We start from the raw sequence: 20,409 nt of genomic DNA, 5'->3' as shown, positions 1-20,409 counted from the left end.
TCCACAAGCAGTATGTTGCACCCCCCCATAAAACGCATTATCTTGTACCCCGGCGCAAAAAAAACCCTACATGTAGGGTTTTGACTAAAAAGCCCAACCACATTTCAGACCAGAAACTCAAGCGCTTTATTGCCTGTTTATGGTTGAACCAAGCGTGAACTTACAAGCCCAAACCGCACTGGCGGATGGCACCGTTTTTTCAGGCCAGAGCGGCCAAAACGGTACGGGTGTTGCAGTCATGACTGACACCCCCGAAAGGAATCCGGTTTCGAGCCCAGGCTCGTAGCCAAAGACTTCGGCAAGGACGGCCTCATTAGCCTTTTTCCTACTGTCCCGAAGTTGTTATGCCCGGCTCTCGCCGGTTGTAGTGCTTCAGGACGGAACGGTGGGCACCGTGATGGTGCCCAAACAAACATAGAGAATGTGGAGACACCCCCCCATGCAAACCGACACAACTCGCGAGAACCCGCAGGGCACCTTGCCGCAGGCCGCCGATTCGAATTCGGATCTGTCCGCCACCGCGCCAGGTCAGCTGCGTGTGATCAAGCGTAACGGCACTGTCGTTCCCTACACCGATGACAAGATCACCGTCGCCATCACCAAAGCGTTCCTCGCAGTTGAAGGCGGCACCGCTGCTGCCTCGTCGCGAATCCACGACACCGTTGCCCGCCTGACCGAACAGGTCACCGCGACCTTCAAGCGTCGCATGCCATCGGGCGGCACTATCCACATCGAAGAAATCCAGGACCAGGTCGAACTGGCCCTGATGCGTGCCGGCGAACAGAAAGTGGCTCGCGACTACGTGATCTACCGTGACGGTCGTTCGAAAGAACGCGCTGCCCACGCACCGGCCGAAGAAGCGGTCAACGCTCACCCGTCGATCCGCATCACCCGTGCCGACGGCAGCCTGGCGCCGCTGGACATGGGTCGCCTGAACACCATCGTCACCGAAGCGTGCGAAGGCCTGGAAGAAGTCGACGGCGACCTGATCCAGCGCGAAACCCTGAAGAACCTGTACGACGGCGTGGCCCTGAACGACGTCAACACCGCCCTGGTAATGACTGCCCGTACCCTGGTTGAACGCGAGCCGAACTACTCGTTCGTGACCGCGCGCCTGCTGATGGACACCTTGCGCGGCGAAGGCCTGGGCTTCCTCGGTGTGGCCGAGAGCGCCACTCACCACGAGATGGCCGACCTGTACGCCAAAGCGCTGCCGGCCTACATCTCCAAAGGTATCGAGTTCGAACTGCTGAACCCTGTGCTGGCCTCCTTCGACCTGGAAAAACTGGGCAAGGCGATCAACCACGAGCGCGACCAGCAATTCACCTACCTGGGCCTGCAAACCCTGTACGACCGTTACTTCATCCACAAGGATGGCGTGCGTTTCGAACTGCCGCAGATCTTCTTCATGCGCGTGGCCATGGGCCTGGCGATCGAAGAGAAGCAAAAAGAAGACCGCGCGATCGAGTTCTACAACCTGCTGTCGTCCTTCGACTACATGGCTTCGACCCCGACCCTGTTCAACGCCGGTACCCTGCGTCCACAGCTGTCGAGCTGCTACCTGACCACCGTGCCGGATGACCTGTCGGGCATCTACCATGCGATCCACGACAACGCCATGCTGTCGAAATTCGCTGGCGGCCTGGGCAACGACTGGACACCGGTTCGTGCGCTGGGTTCGTACATCAAGGGCACCAACGGCAAGTCCCAGGGCGTCGTGCCGTTCCTGAAAGTCGTCAACGACACCGCCGTTGCCGTTAACCAGGGTGGCAAGCGCAAAGGCGCTGTGTGTGCCTACCTGGAAACCTGGCACATGGACATCGAAGAGTTCATCGAACTGCGCAAGAACACCGGTGATGACCGTCGTCGTACCCACGACATGAACACCGCCAACTGGATCCCTGACCTGTTCATGAAGCGTGTCTTCGACGACGGCAAGTGGACCCTGTTCTCGCCATCCGAAGTACCGGACCTGCACGACCTGACCGGTAAAGCCTTCGAAGAGCGCTACGAGTACTACGAAGCCCTCACCGAGTACCCAGGCAAGGTCAAGCTGTTCAAGACCATCCAGGCCAAAGACCTGTGGCGCAAGATGCTGTCCATGCTGTTCGAAACCGGCCACCCATGGCTGACCTTCAAGGACCCGTGCAACCTGCGCAGCCCGCAGCAGCACGTGGGCGTGGTCCACAGCTCGAACCTGTGCACCGAGATCACCTTGAACACCAACAAGGACGAGATCGCCGTTTGCAACCTGGGCTCGATCAACCTGCCAAACCACATCGTCGACGGCAAGCTGGACACCGCCAAGCTGCAACGCACCGTGAACACCGCCGTGCGCATGCTCGATAACGTGATCGACATCAACTACTACTCGGTGCCGCAAGCGAAGAACTCCAACTTCAAGCACCGTCCGGTCGGCCTGGGCATCATGGGCTTCCAGGACGCTTTGTACCTGCAGCACATCCCTTACGGTTCCGACGCTGCCGTCGAGTTCGCCGACAAGTCGATGGAAGCGGTCAGCTACTACGCGATCCAGGCTTCCTGCGACCTGGCTGACGAGCGCGGCGCCTACGAGACGTTCCAGGGTTCGCTGTGGTCCAAAGGCATCCTGCCGCTGGATTCGCAACAGATCCTGATCGAGGCCCGTGGCCAGAAGTACATCGATGTCGACCTGAACGAATCCCTGGACTGGGCACCGGTTCGCGCCCGTGTACAGAAAGGCATTCGTAACTCCAACATCATGGCCATCGCACCGACCGCGACCATCGCCAACATCACCGGCGTCTCGCAGTCGATCGAACCGACCTACCAGAACCTGTATGTGAAATCGAACCTGTCGGGCGAATTCACCGTGATCAACCCGTACCTGGTTCGCGACCTGAAAGCTCGCGGCCTGTGGGACTCGGTCATGATCAACGACCTGAAGTACTACGACGGTTCGGTGCAGCAGATCGAGCGCATCCCGCAAGAACTCAAAGAGCTCTACGCGACTGCCTTCGAAGTGGACACCAAGTGGATCGTCGACGCCGCCAGCCGTCGTCAGAAGTGGATCGACCAGGCTCAGTCGCTGAACCTGTACATTGCCGGCGCATCGGGCAAGAAGCTGGACGTGACCTACCGCATGGCTTGGTACCGTGGTCTGAAAACCACTTACTACCTCCGTGCCCTGGCCGCGACCAGCACCGAGAAGTCGACCATCAACACCGGCAAGCTGAACGCTGTTTCCAGCGGCGGCAACCACGGTGACGACTCGGTTCTGGCGGCTCCTGCAGGTCCCGCTCCAGTGCCAAAGGCTTGCGCCATCGACGAGCCGGATTGCGAAGCTTGCCAATAAGCTGAGCCCGTGAGCGCCGCAAGGCGCTTACTCGAAACCCCCGATCAGCCTCTGGCGGGTCGGGGGTTTTCTTTTGCCTCGAGGAAATGGGTGACTGATCTGACGCTTTCGTCGGAACGCCGCCCGGAGCAAGCCCGCTCCCACAGGGGACCGAGTCTTTCCAGATAAACACGATCAACTGTGGGAGCGGGCTTGCCCGCGAAGAGGCCATCACATCCAGCATAAAACCTCAGGCCACAAAAAAGCCCCTCTTTCGAGGGGCTCCTTGCACAGCTCAATCCAGCATCAAGTCATCTGAATGATGGTCTGCATGATGGTGCTCTGGGTGGAGATGGTCTTGGCGTTCGCCTGGTAGTTGCTCTGTGCCTTGATCAGGTCGACCAGTTCGTTGGTCAGGTTGACGTTGGACTCTTCCAGGGAGTTGGAAACGATCGAACCCAGGGTACCGGTCTCCGGCGCATCGTAGCCCGGAATGCCCGACGCGTAGGTTTCTTTCCAGCTGGTGCCGCCTACCGGCTGCAGGCCTTGCTCGTTGGTGAAGCTGGCCAGGGAAATCTGGCCGATCGGCTTGGTCTGGTTGTTGCTGAAGTTGGCCAGCAGCACACCACTGCCATCAATGGTCAAGTTGGTGATCTGGCCCGTGGCGTAACCGTTCTGCGCCGGAATCGAACGCGCGGTGTCGGCGTTGAACTGGGTGGTGTTGGCCATGGCGATAGTCAGACCTGCAGGATCGGCTGCGGCACCGTTGGCTGTCCAGACGCCATTGGTGACACTGCCCGGGGTCCAGTTGGTGATTTTCAGGTCACTGCTGATCACCGAAGTCGGTGGCGTGGTTGGCGGCACCACTGGCGTGCTCACCGAGGTCAGTTTACCGGTGGAGTCGAACGACATGGTCGAAGCGATCGGATCAGTGACGGTTGGATCACTGCCATCGGGATTGCGGCCATCGATCAGGGTGTAGGTGTCCCAGGTGTTCGCGCCAGTCTTGACCATGTATTGATCCATGGTGTGCTGGTTACCCTGCGTATCGTAGATCGGAGTACTGAACGACTTGGTAAAGGTCTCGGTCTTGGACGGGTCGAACTTGTTCGCCGCAACCGTCTGGTCGATCACCGCCGAGGTGGAGTTCAGGTTGATCGTCGACGACACGGTGCTGGTGGACTTCGGCGCCAGGTTGGAGGTGTCGATCCGCAGGTCGGTCAGCACGCCATTGACGATCTTGCCGTTGGAGTCCACGCCGTAACCTTGCAGACGGGCAGTGCCGTCGCTGTTGGTGACGTAGCCTTCCTTATCGGTCTTGAACGTACCGGCACGGCTGTAGGTCAACGAACCGTTGTTGCTCAGTACGAAGAAACCGTTGCCCTGGATACCCATGTCGAGCACGTTGCCGGTGTTGCTCACGTCACCCTGGCCGAACTGCTGGGAAACGTTAGCCAGGCGCACGCCGTTGCCGACGGTCTTGCTGCCGGTGCCCAGGCGGGTCGCCGAGTACACGTCTTCGAATTCTGCACGGGACGATTTGAAACCGGTGGTCGCGACGTTGGCGATGTTGTTGCCGGTCACGTCCAGTTGTTTGTTGGCTGCATAGAGACCGCTAAGGCCGATATTAAAAGACATCATCCACTCCTTTATGCCGTGTTAGTCGGCTCTACATACCAATGGTTTGTACTTTGGACAGGGCAATGCTGCCCAGCCCGGCCAGATTGAGCATCAACTCACCACCGGTCTGGCTGATGGTCACACTGTTGACGGTCGCCGGCAGATTAGTGATCAACGCGACGGACTTGCCATCGATGGTGGTCGTGGCACCGAAGGTGTAGGTGCCAGCGGCTACCGTCTCACCCGCATCGTTCTTGCCATCCCAGATGAAGCTGGCGTTGCCGGCTTTCTGCGAACCGAGGTCGATGGTGCGCACGGTCTTGCCGGCCGAGTCGGTGATCTTCAGGGTGGCGGACGCCACTGAAGACGGCACGACTACCGTGCCGCTGAGGCTCTTGGTGGTATCGACTACGGCCTTGTCGCCCGGAGCGATGACCGAACGGCCCACCAGCGACGACGCCTGCAGGGCCTGGGACGAGTTGTAGTTGCTGGCCAGGCCGGTCACCGTATCGTTGAGCGTGGTGATGCCTTCCAGGCTGCTGAATTGCGCCAACTGAGCGACAAACTCGCCGTTGTCCTGGGGTTCCAGCGGGTTCTGGTTTTTCAACTGCGTAACCAGCAACTGCAGGAACGCATCCTTGCCCAGGGCCTTGCTGCCCGTGGCGCTGCCGGTGGCCGACGCGAGGCCGTCAGTCGTGGTGGTGGTCTTGATCGAAGAGTTGGCCAGGATGTCGTTGAGGCTCAAACCACTGGTGGAATCGGTAACACTCATCTGAGTCGCCCCTTATCACTGACCGAGGGTCAGGACCTTCTGCATCATGGTTTTGGCGGTGTTCATCATTTCGGCGTTGGTCTGGAACGAACGGCTCGCGGAAATCATGTCGGCCATTTCCTCCACCACGTTGACGTTCGGGTAGTAGACGTAACCCTTGGCATCGGCCGCCGGATGATTCGGCTCGTAGCGCGCCTCGAGGTTGCTCTGGTCTTCAACTACACCCAGCACCTGAACACCCTGACCGGCGGCGTCCTGGCTCTGGAACAACGAATCGCTGCCGCCGCTCTGCCCGCCCTGGAACATGGTGGCAAATACCGGGTGACGCGCACGGTAGGTCTGGTCGATGCTCGACGAGACGGTCTCGGCGTTGGCAATGTTCGAAGCGACGGTGTTCAAACGCGTGGTCTGCGCACTCATGCCGCTACCGGCAATGTTGAAAACACTGGATAGAGACATGGCTTACTCTCCGCGCAGGGCTGACACCAGCCCTTTGAATTTGCTGTTGAGCAGGGTGAAGCTGGCCTGGAAACCGATCGCGTTTTCCGCGTACGCTGATTGTTCAAGCTGGGCGTCCACGGTGTTCTGGTCGATCGACGGTTGCATCGGCGTGCGATACAGCAACGACTCGTCGCCATTGCCCAGGCCCTCAGCTTCGATATGACGGTTGTTGGTCATGTTCAAGGCGAAGGTGCCGCCTTTGGTTTTCTCGTTCTGCTCGGCGAGCACTTTCGAGAAGTCCAGATCCCGAGCCTTGTAGTTCGGGGTATCGGCGTTGGTGATGTTGTTGGCCAGGACTTCGGCACGCTGGGCGCGGAAGCCCAGGGCTTGTTCGTGGATACCGAGCGCTTTATCGAAGCTGATGCTCATGTCGGGAAACCTTCGGGTGACCTGATTTTTCGTAGGATCAACTTAGCAAGCCCCATGCCAATTCAAAAAAACCCGGAAACCGGGGCTTTGCCGGCCATGGCAACGCGGCAATGCCAGAAAAGCGGCAACGGTTTTCCGCCGGATGCCGCTTTTCTGCCGCTTGTCCTACGCACACTCCCCCCTGTAGGAGCTGCCGAAGGCTGCGATCTTTTGATTTTGCTTTTCAAGATCAAGATCAAAAGATCGCAGCCTGCGACAGCTCCTACGTGATGCAAAAGCGCCGCGCATAAAAAAGGAGTCCCGGAGGACTCCCATTTTTATGCGCGGCGCTTTTGCATCACTTCGCCTGGTAAATGATCCCCGGGCTGCACTGGACCATCTGGTAATGATCCGGCAAACCGTTCAGCGCTTCGGAAGCACCGAGGAACAGGTAACCGCCCGGCTTCAACGTGCTGTGGATGCGCAACAGGATGTCCTTCTTCACCTCGGCGGAAAAGTAGATCAGTACGTTGCGGCAGAACACGATGTCGAACTTGCCGAGGCTCGCGTAGCTGTCCAGCAGGTTGAATGAACGGAACTCCACACGGCTTTTGATAGGCGCCTTGATCGCCCAGCGCCCCGGCCCTTTCGGGTCAAAATAACGCTGCAGGCGCTCGGGCGAAAGACCGCGGCCGATGGCCAGGCTATCGTACTCGCCGGTCTTGCAGTTGTTCAGCATGGTACCGGACAGGTCGGTGGCAACAATCTGCACGCCCATCCGCAACTGGCCCATGTTGACCCGCTCGAATTCGTCGATGGACATCGACAGCGAATACGGCTCCTGGCCCGACGAGCACGCCGCCGACCAGATGCGCAGGCGCTGGCCGGGACTGGCCTTGATCGCTTCGGGCAGTACCTTGTTCTTCAAGACTTCAAACGGGTAGGTGTCACGAAACCACAGGGTTTCGTTGGTGGTCATGGCGTCCACCACCTGCTCGCGCAAACCGCTGCGCGGCTGGGTCTGCATGCGCTGAACCAGTTCGCCCAAAGACTTGATGCCTTGCTGTTCCATCAGTTTGTTGAGACGGCTGGAGACCAGGTACTGCTTGTTTTCACCGAGCAAAATGCCACAGGCTTTTTCCAGGAATACCCGGAACTGTTCGAAATCCAAATTACCCGTAGACAATGATGCCGCCTCTTAAATCGTGTTGACTGCCAGGGGCACGGGCCTCTAGCTGATATCTGCTGCCTTGATCCGGTCGACTACCCGGGATGCCAGGTCATCAGGACGGAATTTGGCCAGGAAGTCATCGGCACCGACCTTCTTGACCATCGCCTGATTGAATACCCCCGACAACGAAGTATGCAGGATGATATGAAGCTTTTGCATGCGCGGGTCGTTGCGGATTTCCGCCGTCAGCGTGTACCCGTCCATCTCCGGCATCTCGATGTCGGAGATCATCATCAGGAACTCTTCTTCCGGCTTCTTGCCCTCGTCGGCCAGTTTGCGCAGGTAGTCCAGCGCTTGCCGACCGTCGTTCAACGCCACCACTTCGACGCCGACCGTTTGCAGGCAACGCGTGACCTGCTTGCGCGCCACCGACGAGTCGTCGACCGTCAGCACGCGCAACGAAAGCGCCTTGTGCTGGGTTTCGACATCCACCACACCAACGGAAATCGCTTCCGGCGTCGGAGCCACTTCCGCCAGCACCTTTTCGACGTCGATGATTTCGACCAACTGATTGTCGACCCGCGTCACCGCCGTCAGGTAGTGATCGCGCCCGGTGCCCTTGGGCGGCGGATGGATCTCCTCCCAGTTCATGTTGACGATGCGCTCCACCGAACGGACCAGGAACCCCTGGGTCTTGGTGTTGTACTCCGTGATGATCACGAAGGGGTTGTTCTTGTCCTTCAACGCGCCGGAGCCGGTCGCCATCGCCAGATCAAGGATCGGAATGGTCGCCCCCCGGATGTTCGCCACGCCGCACACGACAGGACTGGATTTGGGCATCAGCGTCAGTTTGGGGCATTGCAGCACCTCCCTAACCTTGAACACGTTGATCCCGTACAGTTGCTGGCCGTCGAGACGGAACAACAACAGCTCAAGGCGATTCTGCCCCACCAGTTGCGTGCGCTGGTTTACCGAATCCATTACACCAGCCATGCCCAGACTCCTACACCAACGCCAAGTGTTGTTGCGACGCGCCTTCATCACTAAACGGCACGGCGCTTGCTTTTTTAATCGTTATGAACACAGAACCGACATTTTTTCGACGCCTGACCACACCCTACCGCAAATTGCCCGGCGTGCTGGCGGCTGTTTGCCTGTTCAACGCTGGCAGCCCTGCCCTTGCTGACGCGGTTACCTTGCCTGACATGCTTATCGGCGTCACTCAGGGCTTTCTTGAATTCACCGTAGAAGACTATCTGGCTACCAGTCAAACGGAAGGTCGCTACGAGATCCAGGTCAACCCGCTCGATCCGCGCATGCACATGCCCATGTGCGACAAGGAATTGACAGCAACGCTCGAGAGTCCCAAGCCGCTGGGACGGGTCACGGTCAAGGTTCGCTGCGAGGGTACTTCCCCCTGGACAGTGTTCGTACCCGCTCAAGTCCGCCTGTTTCGCGAGGTCGTGACCAGCGCCCGGCCACTGCGCCGCGCCGCCATTGTCGAACCTGGAGACGTGATCCTGCGCGAGCGCGATATCAGCCTCATCAGCCAGGGCTACCTGACCTCCCTCGATCAGGCGATCGGCCAGCGACTGACCCGACCAATGGTCGCCGACCAGGTAATTACCCTGGTGAACATCGAGCAGGCCGAAGTCATTCGCAAGGGCGATCAAGTGGTGATAACCGCCCGCAGCGGCACCCTCAGCGTGCGCATGCCGGGCGAAGCGCTGTCAAACGGCAGCCTGAGCGAGCAAATCCGGGTGAAAAACCTCAACTCCCAACGAGTCATCAAGGCGCAGGTCATGGCACCGGGGCAGGTGGAAGTGTCCATGTAAGGCGCTCTGTTCATCTGAATGTGGCGCTTGCCGCGGCTGTTCCCTAGACTGTGCTCCATGCAGGGCAAGCGCTGACGCGCGCAAGGTTCATTGATAAATGAGCCTAAAGTTTTCCAGGGAATGGCCGAAACCATGGCAAGCGTCCAAATTCCCAGAGGTTTTTTATCATGGTCATCGATTTCAGCCGTTTGAACAGCTCCTCGTCCCTGACGGGCAGTACACGTACCAGCGCCAGCAAGGAAAGCGCCGAAGCCGGCAAATCCGCGCCGCTGGAGTCCGCGGCCGAACAGGCCGGCACCGTCAAAAGCGGGGAATCGGTACATCTCAGCAATGAGGCTCAACAGTTGCAGAAGGTCACTGACAAGCTGCGCGATCAGCCTGCCGTCGACAACGCCCGCGTGGCCGAGTTGAAAGCAGCGATTGCCGATGGCAGCTATAAAGTCGACAGCAACCGTGTAGCCAGCAAACTGCTCAACTTCGAAGCCCAGCGCTAGGCCACCGCCGGCGCCAGGCTTTTGGACGCTTAAAACCCAAGGCCAGCCATGCACGACACTCATCTACTGCAACTGATCACCGACGACTTTGCCCCAGCGCAACACCTGCTGGAGTTACTGCAGACCGAATCCCTCGCATTGCATGGCCGCGACATGCCATTGCTCGAGAACATCCTGGCGCAGAAACAGGCGTTGATCGTTTTGCTCGAACAGCATGGCCGCAAGCGCAGTGAAATCCTCGCCAGCCTCAACCTGCCGACCAACCGCAGCGGCCTTGAGCAATTGGCCGGCCAGTCGAGCATTGGCGAGCAGTTGCTGGCGCAAAGTGACGTGCTGACCGATCTCCTGGCCCAGTGCCAGGCCATCAACGCCAACAACGGCCAGTCGATCCTCACTCAGCAGGCCGCTACAGCCACCCAGCTGAAAATCCTCACCGGCGGTGAAACCCCGGCGCTTTACGATGCCAGCGGAACATTCTCCAAGCTTGCCAAGCCGCGCCCGCTCAGTCAGGCATGAAGCGGTCAACGCCCTCGCTCTATCAAGACGCGCAACATACTGGCAAACTGCTAGTCTGCCGTAGTCAAATTTTGTCTGGAGATTGATTAACCGTGTCCAATGCCTTATCCGTGGATGATGCTCCGCAGCCACCCAAGGTGCTCTCCACGCCCTTGGAAATCTCCAGCAACCTGCGCCAGCTGCTCGAAAGCCATGACCCGCTGATCATCACGTTCCATGAGCGCAGCCAGCGCTTCCAGAGCTACCTGGTGGACCTGGACCGTGACAGCAACATGATTGCCCTGGACGAAATGATTCCCCGTGATGGCGAGCGTTACCTGCTGGCGGGCGAGCCGTTCAGGGTCGAAGGCTTCCACGAAGGCGTACGCATTGCCTGGGAAAGCAACGGCCAGTTGAAAATCGACGAATCCGGTGGCAGCCGCTGCTACCGCGGCCCCCTGCCCCATGAAGTGGTGTACCACCAGCGCCGCAATGCGTTCCGCGCCGCGCTGAAGCTGGCACAGCTGGTCAACGTCAACCTGGACGGCGAAAAGCTCAAGGCGCCGATCAGCGGCAAGCTGCTGGATATTTCCGCTACCGGCTGCAAACTGCGCTTCGACGGCGACATCACCGGCAGCCTGCAACTGGGTCAGGTCTACGACCGTTTCAACGCCGACCTGCCCTTCGGCAAGATGACCGCACCGGTCGAGTTGCGTTATCTGCACTTCGAAGAAAGGATTTCCACCACCTTCGCCGGCGTTCGCTTTCACAACATGAGCGGGCTGGTGCAGCGTCAGGTCGAACGCTTTGTCTACCAGTTGCAACGCGAAGCACGCCGCTTCGACAAAGACGACATGTGATAGAGCGCCAACAAGAAAACGGGCAGTCCCTTGCGGTGACTGCCCGTTTTTTTTGTGCCCCGGTATTAAGGCCTGGCTTCGGTAAAGCTTTGCTCGCGGCCGGAGTCAGGGTCTTCTGGCGGCTGATCGGATTCAGGTCCTGATTCGGCTGGCGGTTCCGGATTCACCGGATTGCACATCTGGTCCTGCACCACCTGTTCATCGACCCGCGGATCCAGCGCAGCCACCAGCGGCGAACTGGACATACTGTCCGGCATTGCCACGTGGTGCAACGGTGCATCGTCCACCTGATGCAGGTTGGTCACGGCTTTCGGCCGGATCCGCCAGACTAGCACCAACGCAAAGAACGTGAAGAATGCATACAGGCTCTGGCTGCCGAACAGCTTCATCAGCACCCCGGCTGCCAGCGGCCCGATACTGGCACCGACACCGTAGGTCACCAGCAGCATCGCCGTCAGCGACACCCGGCGATCCCCCTCGACATGGTCATTGGAGAACGCCACCGCCAGCGGGTACAGGCAGAACTGCACCAGCGAGCACAGGAAGCCGACGGCGAACAACACCTCCAGCGGCACCTTGGGCAAGATCGCCAGCGGTAACGCCGCGACCGCCAGGAACATGGCAAAACAGCGGATCAGCAAGGCCCGGTCATAACGGTCGGATAACCAGCCCAGCGGCCACTGCACCAACAGCCCGGCAAAAATGCAGCTACCCATGAACAGACCGACCTGCTCGGTGGTCAGCCCCTGTTGAGAGGCATACAACGGCGCAAGACCATAGAACGAACCGATGATCAGCCCTGCGCCCAATACCGTACTCAAGGACTGTGGCACACGCTTGATAAAGAAGCGCGGCTCCATCGGTGCCGGGTGCAAAGGTGCCGGGTGAATGCGCCGGGTCAGGGCCACGGGTACCAGGCACAGCGCGAAGCACAGGGCGACCAACATCAGCAATTCAAGCCCCAGCCCTGGGTGCATGACCAGAATCAACTGCCCCAGCACCAACCCCAGGTACGAAGCGATCATGTATCCGCTGAAGACCATGCCGCGCTGATTGGCATCGGCCTGTTCATTGAGCCAGCTCTCGATCACCATGTACTGGCACATCATGCCGAGGCCGACGATCACCCGCAAAAACAGCCAGGCCGGCAACCAGTCCACCAGGCCATGGCCGAGCACCGCCGCGCCAACGATCCCGGCACACGCCGAATAGGCCCGGATATGCCCGACCCGGGCAATCAACCGGTGACCGATCTTGCCTCCCAGCACCAGGCCGAAATAGTTGGCAGCCATCAGCGCACCGACCCACAGACTGTCGACATGGTCGGCAGCCAGGCGCAACGCCAGGTAAGTACTCAACAGGCCCGAGCCGATCAACATCATCAGCGAGGCGAAATACAGCGCTCGAAAGGATTTCCAGATTTGGCGCATCGGCGTTCCGAGCGGCTCCTTGCAGTGAGAATCGGCTATCGCTAAACGATAGCCGGATGTCGACGGGACGTCAGGCCTGGGTTGCTAAAACACGCCTTTCCCAGGGAGTAATTTCATCATGGAAACTGGTCAGTTCCAGGGTCTTCGAAGCGATGTAGCCTTCGATGAATTCCGTGCCGAACAGTTCCTTGGCCAACTGGCTACGTTTCAGACGCTCAAGCGCCGCATGCAAGGTACACGGCAACGAAAGATTATCCGGCACGTCGAACTCACCCTGGATCGGCGCGCTCGGCTCCAATGCCTTCTCGATGCCATGCAACCCCGCCGCCAGGCTTGCGGCAATCGCCAGGTACGGGTTGGCATCGGCCCCCGGCAAGCGGTTCTCGACCCGACGGGCCACCGGCAAACTGGCCGGAATGCGCAAGCCCGCCGCCCGGTTGTCGTGGGACCAGCAGGCATTATTCGGTGAGGCGTAAGGGTGGCACAAGCGCTGATAGGAGTTCACGTTCGGCGCAAACAACGCGGTGAAATCGGCCATGCACGTTTGCTGACCGGCAATGAAGTGGCGGAAAGTGGCCGTCTCCTGGCCCGCCTCGTCGCTGAACACATTACGTCCCGAATCGATCTCGACCACGCTCTGGTGGATATGCATCGAACTGCCCGGCGTATGCGCCAACGGCTTGGCCATGCACACCACGCTCAGGCCGTGCTTGAGGGCCACTTCCTTGAGCAGGTGCTTGAACAGGAACGTCTGGTCGGCCAGCAACAGCGGATCACCGTGCAGCAGATTGATCTCGAACTGGCTGACGCCCATTTCGTGCATGAAGGTATCGCGGGGCAACCCCAGGGCCGCCATGCACTCGTAGACTTCATTGAAGAACGGCCGCAAGCCGTTGTTGGAACTGACGCTGAACGCCGACTGACCGTCTTCGCGGCGACCGTCCAGCCCCAGTGGCGGTTGAAAAGCCAGGGTCGGATCGGTGTTGGGGGCGAAGACAAAAAACTCGAGCTCGGTCGCCACCACAGGTGCCAGGCCGCGAGCCGCGTAACGGGCAATCACCGCCTTGAGCTGGCCACGGGTCGACAGATTGGAGCTGGTGGTGGTGCCCAGTTCATCCGCATCGCAAATGGCCAAGGCCCGCGGTGGATGGCTCCAGGGCAAGCGGTGGATTTGTGCAGGGTCCGGGATCAACGCGAGGTCGCCATCGTCGCTGCCGTAAAACCGCGCCGGCGGATATCCGCCCATGATGCATTGCAGCAGCACACCCCGCGCCATCTGCAAACGTCGACCGTCGAGAAAACCCTCGGCGGTCATCACTTTGCCCCGTGGAACGCCATTCAAATCCGGCGTGACACATTCAACTTGATCAATGCCCGTCAATCGCTGCGCGAGTGAACTCAGGCCAACGGTCGTCATGACGCTATCCTTGTTATTGTGCGGGCCGCGAACGGCGACCGTACAAAATAGGCTCCACGTGTTCGGAATTTCAAGCAGCGTCGAAAAATATGCTGCCGGTCAGGGCAGGTAAAGGCGAAACACTCCACCGCCCAACGGCCCGCCATTGCTGATTTCTGTACGCCCACCCACGCCGTTGCGTTGATGCAGCGCGGCAATTCGCCCGGCAAAGTACAGGCCCAGCCCGGTGCTGCCGGTGCTTTGATTGATCCCCTGCACGTAATCGGCCTGACGCTCGATCATCTGCGCCGGATACCCCTCGCCATCGTCATTGATGGTCAACACCAGTTGCCCGGCATCGTCGCTGACGCTGATCAGAACGGCATGCCGTGCAAAGCGAATGGCGTTGTTGATGCAGTTGGCCAATACCGACGCGATCAACTCACGATCGAAGAAACCCAGAGGGCTCAGCGGGTCCACTTCATAGGTGGCCATGATGCCGCGGCTGGCGAACACCTCCTGATGACAGGCCAGTTGCGCTTCGATGAAGTCGTCCAGTTCATGGTAGGCCGGTTGCAATGGCATCTGGTTGACGCCGAGCTTGTACAGCCCCAACAACTGCACCAGCATGCCGTTGAGGTGGGCGAATTCGAAGTCCATCACGCCCTGCTCCGGCGCTTGCCGCGCCGACTCCGGCAATTGCCCCAGCCACTGGCTGTGAGCCTGCATCAGCATGGCCAGCGAGTTCTTCATGTCGTGCACGGTAGAGGCGATCACCGTGGAGAAATCCAGTGCCTGCTCGTTGTCATTCATTGGCCAAGCGCCTTGCTTTTCAGCTTCTGGTAACGCGGATAACGCGCGTCGGTGTCGGGCATCAGGCCGACCATTTTCAGACAGGTCCGACACTCCTCCAGCTCCGCCGAAGGAACGCTGGTATCGGTGCCATGCAGCAATGACTGCGCCATGTTCAGGGCGATACTGATGTTCTTCGGTTGCATCGCCAGGGCCTTGCGGAATACCTGCCGGGCCTCCACCAGATTGCCGGTCTTGTACACGCGCACGCCCTGACGGTTGAGTTCCGCGGCGGCGTTGCCGGAATTGAGGATGCTCGGGTCGTCGGTCTGCTTGGCGATGTCCTTCATGACCACCGGATCGTCGCCGTAGATTTCCACGCAGTTTTTCAGCATCGCGGTGCCGGCTTCGGTCTGCCCGAGCAGTTTCAGCTGCTTGGCCACCAGCAAGGCCGCTTCGGCGCTCATGAATTGCTCCATGCCGTCCAGACGCAACAAGGCTTGTTCGGTGAGCTTGTCGGCCGTCTCTGCATCGTTGAGCAACAGGCTAGTGGCCTTCATCAGGCGCGCCCGGATTTGCAGGCCCGGATCGGAGGGGTTCTCCTTGGCCACGGCACTCAATGTGGTGTTGATTTCCAGGCGGGTCCGCGTGTCCAGGCCCCGTTCGCTGCCCTTGCTGATCAACGCATGGGCCAGGCCGAGGTTGCTTTCAGCATCCTTGAACCGTGACTGCGCGCCCTGGCTCACTGCCTGGCGATAGGCCTTGGCCGCCGTGTCGAAGTCCTCGTTGGTCATCGCCAGCTTGCCGAGCAATGCCTGGCGACGCACCGCCAGCGGCGACAGGCGAATCGCCTCTTCCAGGACGCGCTGCGCACCCTTGGTATCCCCTTCGGCGACCAGTACATCCGCCATGCCGTCATACAGCGACGGCATCATCGGGAAGACTTTCAGGGCTTTTTCATAAATGCCCTTGGCCTGCCCGACCTGGCCACGCTTGAACAACAACTTGCCCAACCCGGCAAACGCCCATGGCAACGGGCGGTCGGCGATGATGCTGTCGTAGAGACGCTCCAGCGCTTCGTTCTGATTCAGGTCGCGCAGGGCATCGGCGCGAAAGCGCAGGCACAGTGGCGAATAGCGGATGTCTTGTTTGCACAGGGCGATACAGGCGTTGAGCACCTCCATCGGCTTACCGCGGTCGAGGGCCTGAAGGATCGGCTTGAGCAGGGTCTTGCGTTGCTCCAGGCGCTCCAGGCGCTGGGCCAGGCTGGAACGGTTGAACGGCTTGGTCAGGTAGGCATCGGGCTCATGCTCCAGCGCACTGAGCACCATGGCCTGGCTGGTTTCGGCGGTGACCATGACGAACACCGATTCATGGCTGATCAGCTTTTCTTCCATCAGGTCTTCGAGCACCTGCTGGCCGTTCTTCTTGCCGTCACCCAGGTGAAAGTCCTGCAAGATGAAATCGTAGGCTTTCTGCGAGCACATTTTCAGCGCCTGCTCGCCGGTATCGGCAGTGTCCACTTCCTTGACGCCCAGTTCACGCAGCATCGACCTGACCGAACTGCGGAAGTCCGAGAAATCATCGACGATCAGAAAACGCTTTTGGTGATACGACAGCATCGAAGATTTCCAGGCAATTTAAGAAGAAGAACCCAAAGGCAAATACACGGACGGACTCAGCTTCGCAGCCCCTGTTTTGGCGCGCAGATGATAGCTGGTAGCCCTTAGCCATCAACACACTTTCTCATCGCCAATCAGCATATGCATCGACCGAAAGAGACGAAGAGGCTCTTGACTGCCCATGTTATCGGCCAGCCATGGCATTCCCTTGAGAGCCTTCCCCAACGCTCAATCTGAATATGCGAAGGCGTTACTGAAAACGAGACCTCGTGCACAAAAAAAGGTGGCTAACCAGCCAGATATCGCCGACAAATTGACTAATTCGATATTAGCGCTCCCAAGTTAACGCCACTCGTCGATTAATTGACGATCATGATGTGGATCCGACCTTGGCCACTGGCCATCTATGGCAGGCCTAATACCTTGATTTTCGAGGGTTACTCCCCGTCTCGAGAACATCGGTCAGGCCTGTCCGCACCGGGACTGGATCGAGCACTGACGGATGGGTAGGTTGGAAGCGCTCCGAGCTGACCTAGAATCAGTTGAGAGGCGGGAGGGAGCACATCATCATGTGTAAACCACTGATAATTATTCGTATTGATCTTCTCTCCCGGGCTTTGACTGCCTTCTGGAAACGTTCGCCCCACGTGCCAGTGCTGTTGATGGAAATGGTCCCGGGGTCGATGGTTGCCAATGCCTGGGAGGGCTTCATTACGGCCTCCCTGCGTTCAATTCCGTCCTTCAATCGCACCGCCCAAGTGGCCAAGTTTCTGCCTCGCAAAGTCCTGCGGGGGGAGGCCTTCACTGGTTTTTCAAGAGGGTCAGGAAGATCATGACTGACCAAAGAGAGTCAATTGGCGTGATGTTGATCGATTGTCGTCCCCTCGTACTCATGGGCCTTCACGATTTGATCAATGCCAGAAAACCCCGGATGGAAGTGACAGCGCAAGCCACCACTTATACCCAGGCGCTGGATCTTGCCGATCAGCTGCGGCCCGATGTGATTTTTTTCAGTTTCTTTCCGGATGCGCTGAATCCTCTGGATGTCGTCGCGGGACTCACCCGTAGCGCCGAAATGAAAGTGCTGCTGCTCAAGGGCCTGTATGAAGTTGTCCCCGCTGCCCAGGCGATAGAGGCTGGCGCTCGCGGCATCGTGCTGGCGGAAGACCCGACGGAATCAATTATCCAGGCCATCCTCAAGGTCCACCATAGCGACTTCGCAATGGATAGAGCTTGGGCTGGCGGCCTTTCCGGTTATGCCGCGACCGGGCAAATACCCATAAAATGCAATCTGGAGCGGGCAAAACAGGCGCGGTTGACGCTGCGCGAGAGAGAACTGATTCGCGCCATCGTGGGCGAACCGTCCGCCAAATACGTGAGCATCGCCGGGCGCCTGGGGATCAGCGAGCACACCGTGCACAACCACCTCAGCAACATCTATCAAAAGCTTAATCTCATCAACCGCATCGACTTGCTGATGTATGCGCTGAAACACGGGCTCACCAACGAAGCACCGACCGAGTCCGCCTGGGTGGAACTGGAATGAGTTTCAAGTCGATACAAAACGGTCTGCCCCTCACTTTCAGGGAGTAGACCGTCACCGTTTTGCCGTCCTTGTCGGTATCCCGGGACAGAGTGCCCCGCAATACTGATGTCGTTTTCGTAAAATCTGCCACGTCCACCCGTACCTACCCGCCGCGCTTTTCAAGCCTTGTGCTGCTCGCCAGTTCACAGCGTAGCGATCATGGGGATCTCGTATCGGAACCGCAAAAAGAATGCGAGGGTGGTTTCCTGGGCCACCCTCGCATCCGTTCACACGCGCAAAGCCTCAGGCGCTGCCAAAAAAGATGTCGGTATTCTCAACATGGGCCCCGACCACGGTGATGGTCGTTGTTTGTCCGCCAGTCTCGGCAACCGTCACGACGCTATCTGCGCCGGCGTTGTTGATCGATTGGACAACGGCGTTCGGGTCGCCGTTGAGCACCAGCTTGTCTTGCACGCCTGAACCCGTATCGAAGCCGGTGACCTGGTACAGGTTGTCATTGACTGACAGGTCGATGTTGAACGCATCCTGCTTACCGATCGTGCCCGCCAGCGAGAAGTCGAAGGATGCGTTGGTCGGGTCGTTGGCGAACAAATTGGCGGCAAACGCACTGGTCGCCGAGTCCCCATCCTTGTCCGTCAGCGTTGCGCTGAACGCCAGCTGGACATCGCTGGCCAGACTCTCGCTCTGCTGAATGAACTGGATCACCGGGATCTTGACATCGCCCCGGCCCATCGTCAGCTGAACAGCGTCGATCAGTGACGTACCCTCCTTCTGGATGAGGAAGGACACCTGCCCGCCAGCCTCTGGCGTCAGGGTGTTCACCTCGACCTGGTTCGAAAACGTGCCATCGGCGTAGTAGATCCTGTAGTACAGATCTTCGGTCGCCGTGTTGTAACCCGCCACGGAGTTGTCGATGAAGACCTTCATGCTTTCATCGGCGGCGCTGATGGCCGCCAGGTTATCGCCCTGGAAGACGTTGTTGCCGACGCCGATGCCGGACGTGCTGACGTTCATGGATGCAGGGTCGATGTACGACGGCAGGGGGTTGGTCTGTAGCGCGGCTTCGGTGGGGTCGGGGGCTCCGAGCCCGATGCCGCTSAGGATGTCCGCGGTCGAGGCCAGYGCCTTCGCGGAAAAGAACACGATCTCCTCGGATGTCGAAGGAATAGCCGGGTCATTCGTCTGAGGAATCAACAAGGTGCGCACCGRATCCGGGCCGCCGGCAGCGAGCGAGCCGTCGGCACTGCTGAGCACGATCGTCGAACTGAAGCCCTGCACCAGATCCAGTGCATAGTGACCATCGGCATAGGCGGTCAGCGTGTAGTCGACGGTGGTATTCGCCGTTGCAGCGTTGTTGTCGAAATCACCGGTCAAGGTTCCCGCGAACTGGTACGCGCCATTGGCGTCCGGTGATGGCGTCTGCTCGGTGAGCGTGCCGGTCCCGGTCGTGGTCGTGTTGTCGGGCCTGACGAGGGTGAACTGGTTATTGACCAACGAGATGTCCAGACCGGCCGCACCCAGCCCGTCGGCTCCCGTCGCCATATTCCAGAATCCGGATTGCGCCAGGACGCTACCGGTCCCGATCAGGTTGCCGAAACTGAGTGCCGGGCCGTCATCCTTGAACACCAGGTTCTGCCCGATGTTCAGGGTTGCCAGGGCGCTGTCGCCGTCTGCGTCGGTCTTGATCGCGGTCAGCGTCACCAGGTTGTCCGAGGTCAAACTCCTCGAATCATCGGGATTGCTTGGGTCGGCATGCACCACGGCGCGGGCCTGGTCGAGCGTGACGCTGCCATTGGTGGCGACGCTGACCGTGAACACCAGCAGGTTATTGAGGGCTGTACGCCCTTCGACCACGGTGCCGTTGAGCGACAGGTTCACCGCCTGGCCCGAGGCCGTGTCGATCAACCCGGAGGCCCCGGCCACCACGCCCAGCGCATAGGTCAGGGTGCCGGCCCCATCGGCGCCAAACGCCGAATTGAAGTTGGCAGCGAAGCTCTGGGTATCGTTGGTCGCCAGTACCGTCTCGTCCACCGTCAGCGTCGGCTCCACGCCGGTGGTGGTGATGCTCGGGCCGTCGTCCTTGAACACCAGGTTCTGCCCGATGTTCAGCGTCGCCAGGGCACTGTCGCCCTCCTTGTCGGTGATGGTCGCGGTCAGCGTTACCAGGTTGTCCGAGGTCAACGTCGTCGAATCATCCGGATTGCTTGTGTTGGC

At 59.4% G+C, this 20,409-nt stretch carries 17 protein-coding genes; 6 read left to right on the top strand and 11 right to left on the bottom strand.

Annotated elements, in window-relative coordinates; all coding sequences use genetic code 11:
* Window positions 1-439 precede the first annotated feature (439 nt).
* On the top strand, window positions 440-3,334 hold the full coding sequence (locus ASD95_RS09735; protein ID WP_056728050.1) for a ribonucleoside-diphosphate reductase subunit alpha: 2,895 nt from the start codon (window positions 440-442) through the stop codon (window positions 3,332-3,334).
* 285 nt (window positions 3,335-3,619) lie between these two features.
* Here the strand turns inward: ASD95_RS09735 and flgE are convergent, their stop codons facing one another.
* The 6 genes from flgE to ASD95_RS09705 all read right to left on the bottom strand — a co-directional run bounded on the left by flgE (window position 3,620) and on the right by ASD95_RS09705 (window position 8,718).
* Window positions 3,620-4,951 (bottom strand): flagellar hook protein FlgE, encoded by a 1,332-nt coding sequence (gene flgE / locus ASD95_RS09730; RefSeq protein WP_056728052.1) that lies wholly within the window; start codon window positions 4,949-4,951, stop codon window positions 3,620-3,622.
* Between the two features lie 31 nt (window positions 4,952-4,982).
* Window positions 4,983-5,705 (bottom strand): flagellar hook assembly protein FlgD, encoded by a 723-nt coding sequence (gene flgD / locus ASD95_RS09725; RefSeq protein WP_056728055.1) that lies wholly within the window; start codon window positions 5,703-5,705, stop codon window positions 4,983-4,985.
* A 15-nt stretch (window positions 5,706-5,720) separates the two neighbouring features.
* Window positions 5,721-6,164, bottom strand: coding sequence for a flagellar basal body rod protein FlgC (gene flgC / locus ASD95_RS09720; RefSeq protein ID WP_007980123.1), 444 nt, complete (start codon window positions 6,162-6,164; stop codon window positions 5,721-5,723).
* Between the two features lie 3 nt (window positions 6,165-6,167).
* Window positions 6,168-6,575, bottom strand: a complete 408-nt coding sequence (gene flgB, locus ASD95_RS09715; protein ID WP_056728058.1) for a flagellar basal body rod protein FlgB — start codon at window positions 6,573-6,575, stop codon at window positions 6,168-6,170.
* Between the two features lie 337 nt (window positions 6,576-6,912).
* On the bottom strand, window positions 6,913-7,740 hold the full coding sequence (cheR, locus tag ASD95_RS09710; protein ID WP_007980127.1) for a protein-glutamate O-methyltransferase CheR: 828 nt from the start codon (window positions 7,738-7,740) through the stop codon (window positions 6,913-6,915).
* Window positions 7,741-7,785: 45 nt separating this feature from the next.
* Entirely contained in the window at window positions 7,786-8,718 is a 933-nt protein-coding gene (locus ASD95_RS09705; protein ID WP_056728060.1) for a chemotaxis protein CheV, read from the bottom strand.
* 83 nt (window positions 8,719-8,801) lie between these two features.
* Here ASD95_RS09705 and flgA point away from each other — a divergent pair, with 83 nt between their 5' ends.
* The 4 genes from flgA (at window position 8,802) to ASD95_RS09685 (ending at window position 11,409) form a co-directional block, all read left to right on the top strand.
* Window positions 8,802-9,560, top strand: a complete 759-nt coding sequence (gene flgA, locus ASD95_RS09700) for a flagellar basal body P-ring formation chaperone FlgA (protein ID WP_056728063.1) — start codon at window positions 8,802-8,804, stop codon at window positions 9,558-9,560.
* Window positions 9,561-9,727: 167 nt separating this feature from the next.
* Window positions 9,728-10,054: a flagellar biosynthesis anti-sigma factor FlgM gene (flgM, locus tag ASD95_RS09695; protein ID WP_056728065.1), complete on the top strand. Its 327-nt coding sequence runs from the start codon at window positions 9,728-9,730 to the stop codon at window positions 10,052-10,054.
* A gap of 48 nt (window positions 10,055-10,102) precedes the next feature.
* Entirely contained in the window at window positions 10,103-10,570 is a 468-nt protein-coding gene (locus tag ASD95_RS09690) for a flagella synthesis protein FlgN (protein WP_056728067.1), read from the top strand.
* Between the two features lie 92 nt (window positions 10,571-10,662).
* Entirely contained in the window at window positions 10,663-11,409 is a 747-nt protein-coding gene (locus tag ASD95_RS09685; protein WP_056728070.1) for a flagellar brake protein, read from the top strand.
* 65 nt (window positions 11,410-11,474) lie between these two features.
* On the opposite strand, the gene ASD95_RS09680 is transcribed toward ASD95_RS09685, so the two are convergent.
* From ASD95_RS09680 to ASD95_RS09665, 4 genes are all read right to left on the bottom strand, one after another.
* Entirely contained in the window at window positions 11,475-12,839 is a 1,365-nt protein-coding gene (locus ASD95_RS09680; protein WP_056728072.1) for an MFS transporter, read from the bottom strand.
* Window positions 12,840-12,909: 70 nt separating this feature from the next.
* On the bottom strand, window positions 12,910-14,154 hold the full coding sequence (locus ASD95_RS09675) for a glutamine synthetase family protein (RefSeq protein WP_177336496.1): 1,245 nt from the start codon (window positions 14,152-14,154) through the stop codon (window positions 12,910-12,912).
* Between the two features lie 201 nt (window positions 14,155-14,355).
* A complete protein-coding gene (locus tag ASD95_RS09670) occupies window positions 14,356-15,048 on the bottom strand; it encodes a sensor histidine kinase (protein WP_056728076.1) in 693 nt (230 codons plus the stop codon).
* Window positions 15,045-16,649, bottom strand: a complete 1,605-nt coding sequence (locus tag ASD95_RS09665) for a tetratricopeptide repeat-containing response regulator (protein ID WP_056728077.1) — start codon at window positions 16,647-16,649, stop codon at window positions 15,045-15,047. The genes ASD95_RS09670 and ASD95_RS09665 overlap by 4 nt, the downstream gene beginning before the upstream one ends.
* An 832-nt stretch (window positions 16,650-17,481) precedes the next feature.
* On the opposite strand from ASD95_RS09665, the gene ASD95_RS09660 reads away from it, so the two are divergent.
* Window positions 17,482-18,195, top strand: a complete 714-nt coding sequence (locus ASD95_RS09660) for a response regulator transcription factor (RefSeq protein ID WP_056728079.1) — start codon at window positions 17,482-17,484, stop codon at window positions 18,193-18,195.
* A gap of 282 nt (window positions 18,196-18,477) precedes the next feature.
* Here the strand turns inward: ASD95_RS09660 and ASD95_RS29360 are convergent.
* A partial coding sequence (locus ASD95_RS29360) for a DUF5801 repeats-in-toxin domain-containing protein (protein ID WP_236709732.1) occupies window positions 18,478-20,409 on the bottom strand: 1,932 nt, incomplete at its 5' end.

It is taken from the genome of Pseudomonas sp. Root71, assembly GCF_001429045.1.
GTDB classification, from domain to species: domain Bacteria; phylum Pseudomonadota; class Gammaproteobacteria; order Pseudomonadales; family Pseudomonadaceae; genus Aquipseudomonas; species Aquipseudomonas monachiensis.
The sequence above is the reverse complement of the archived record's forward strand: the minus strand, read 5'-3'. Positions and strand labels throughout refer to the sequence as shown.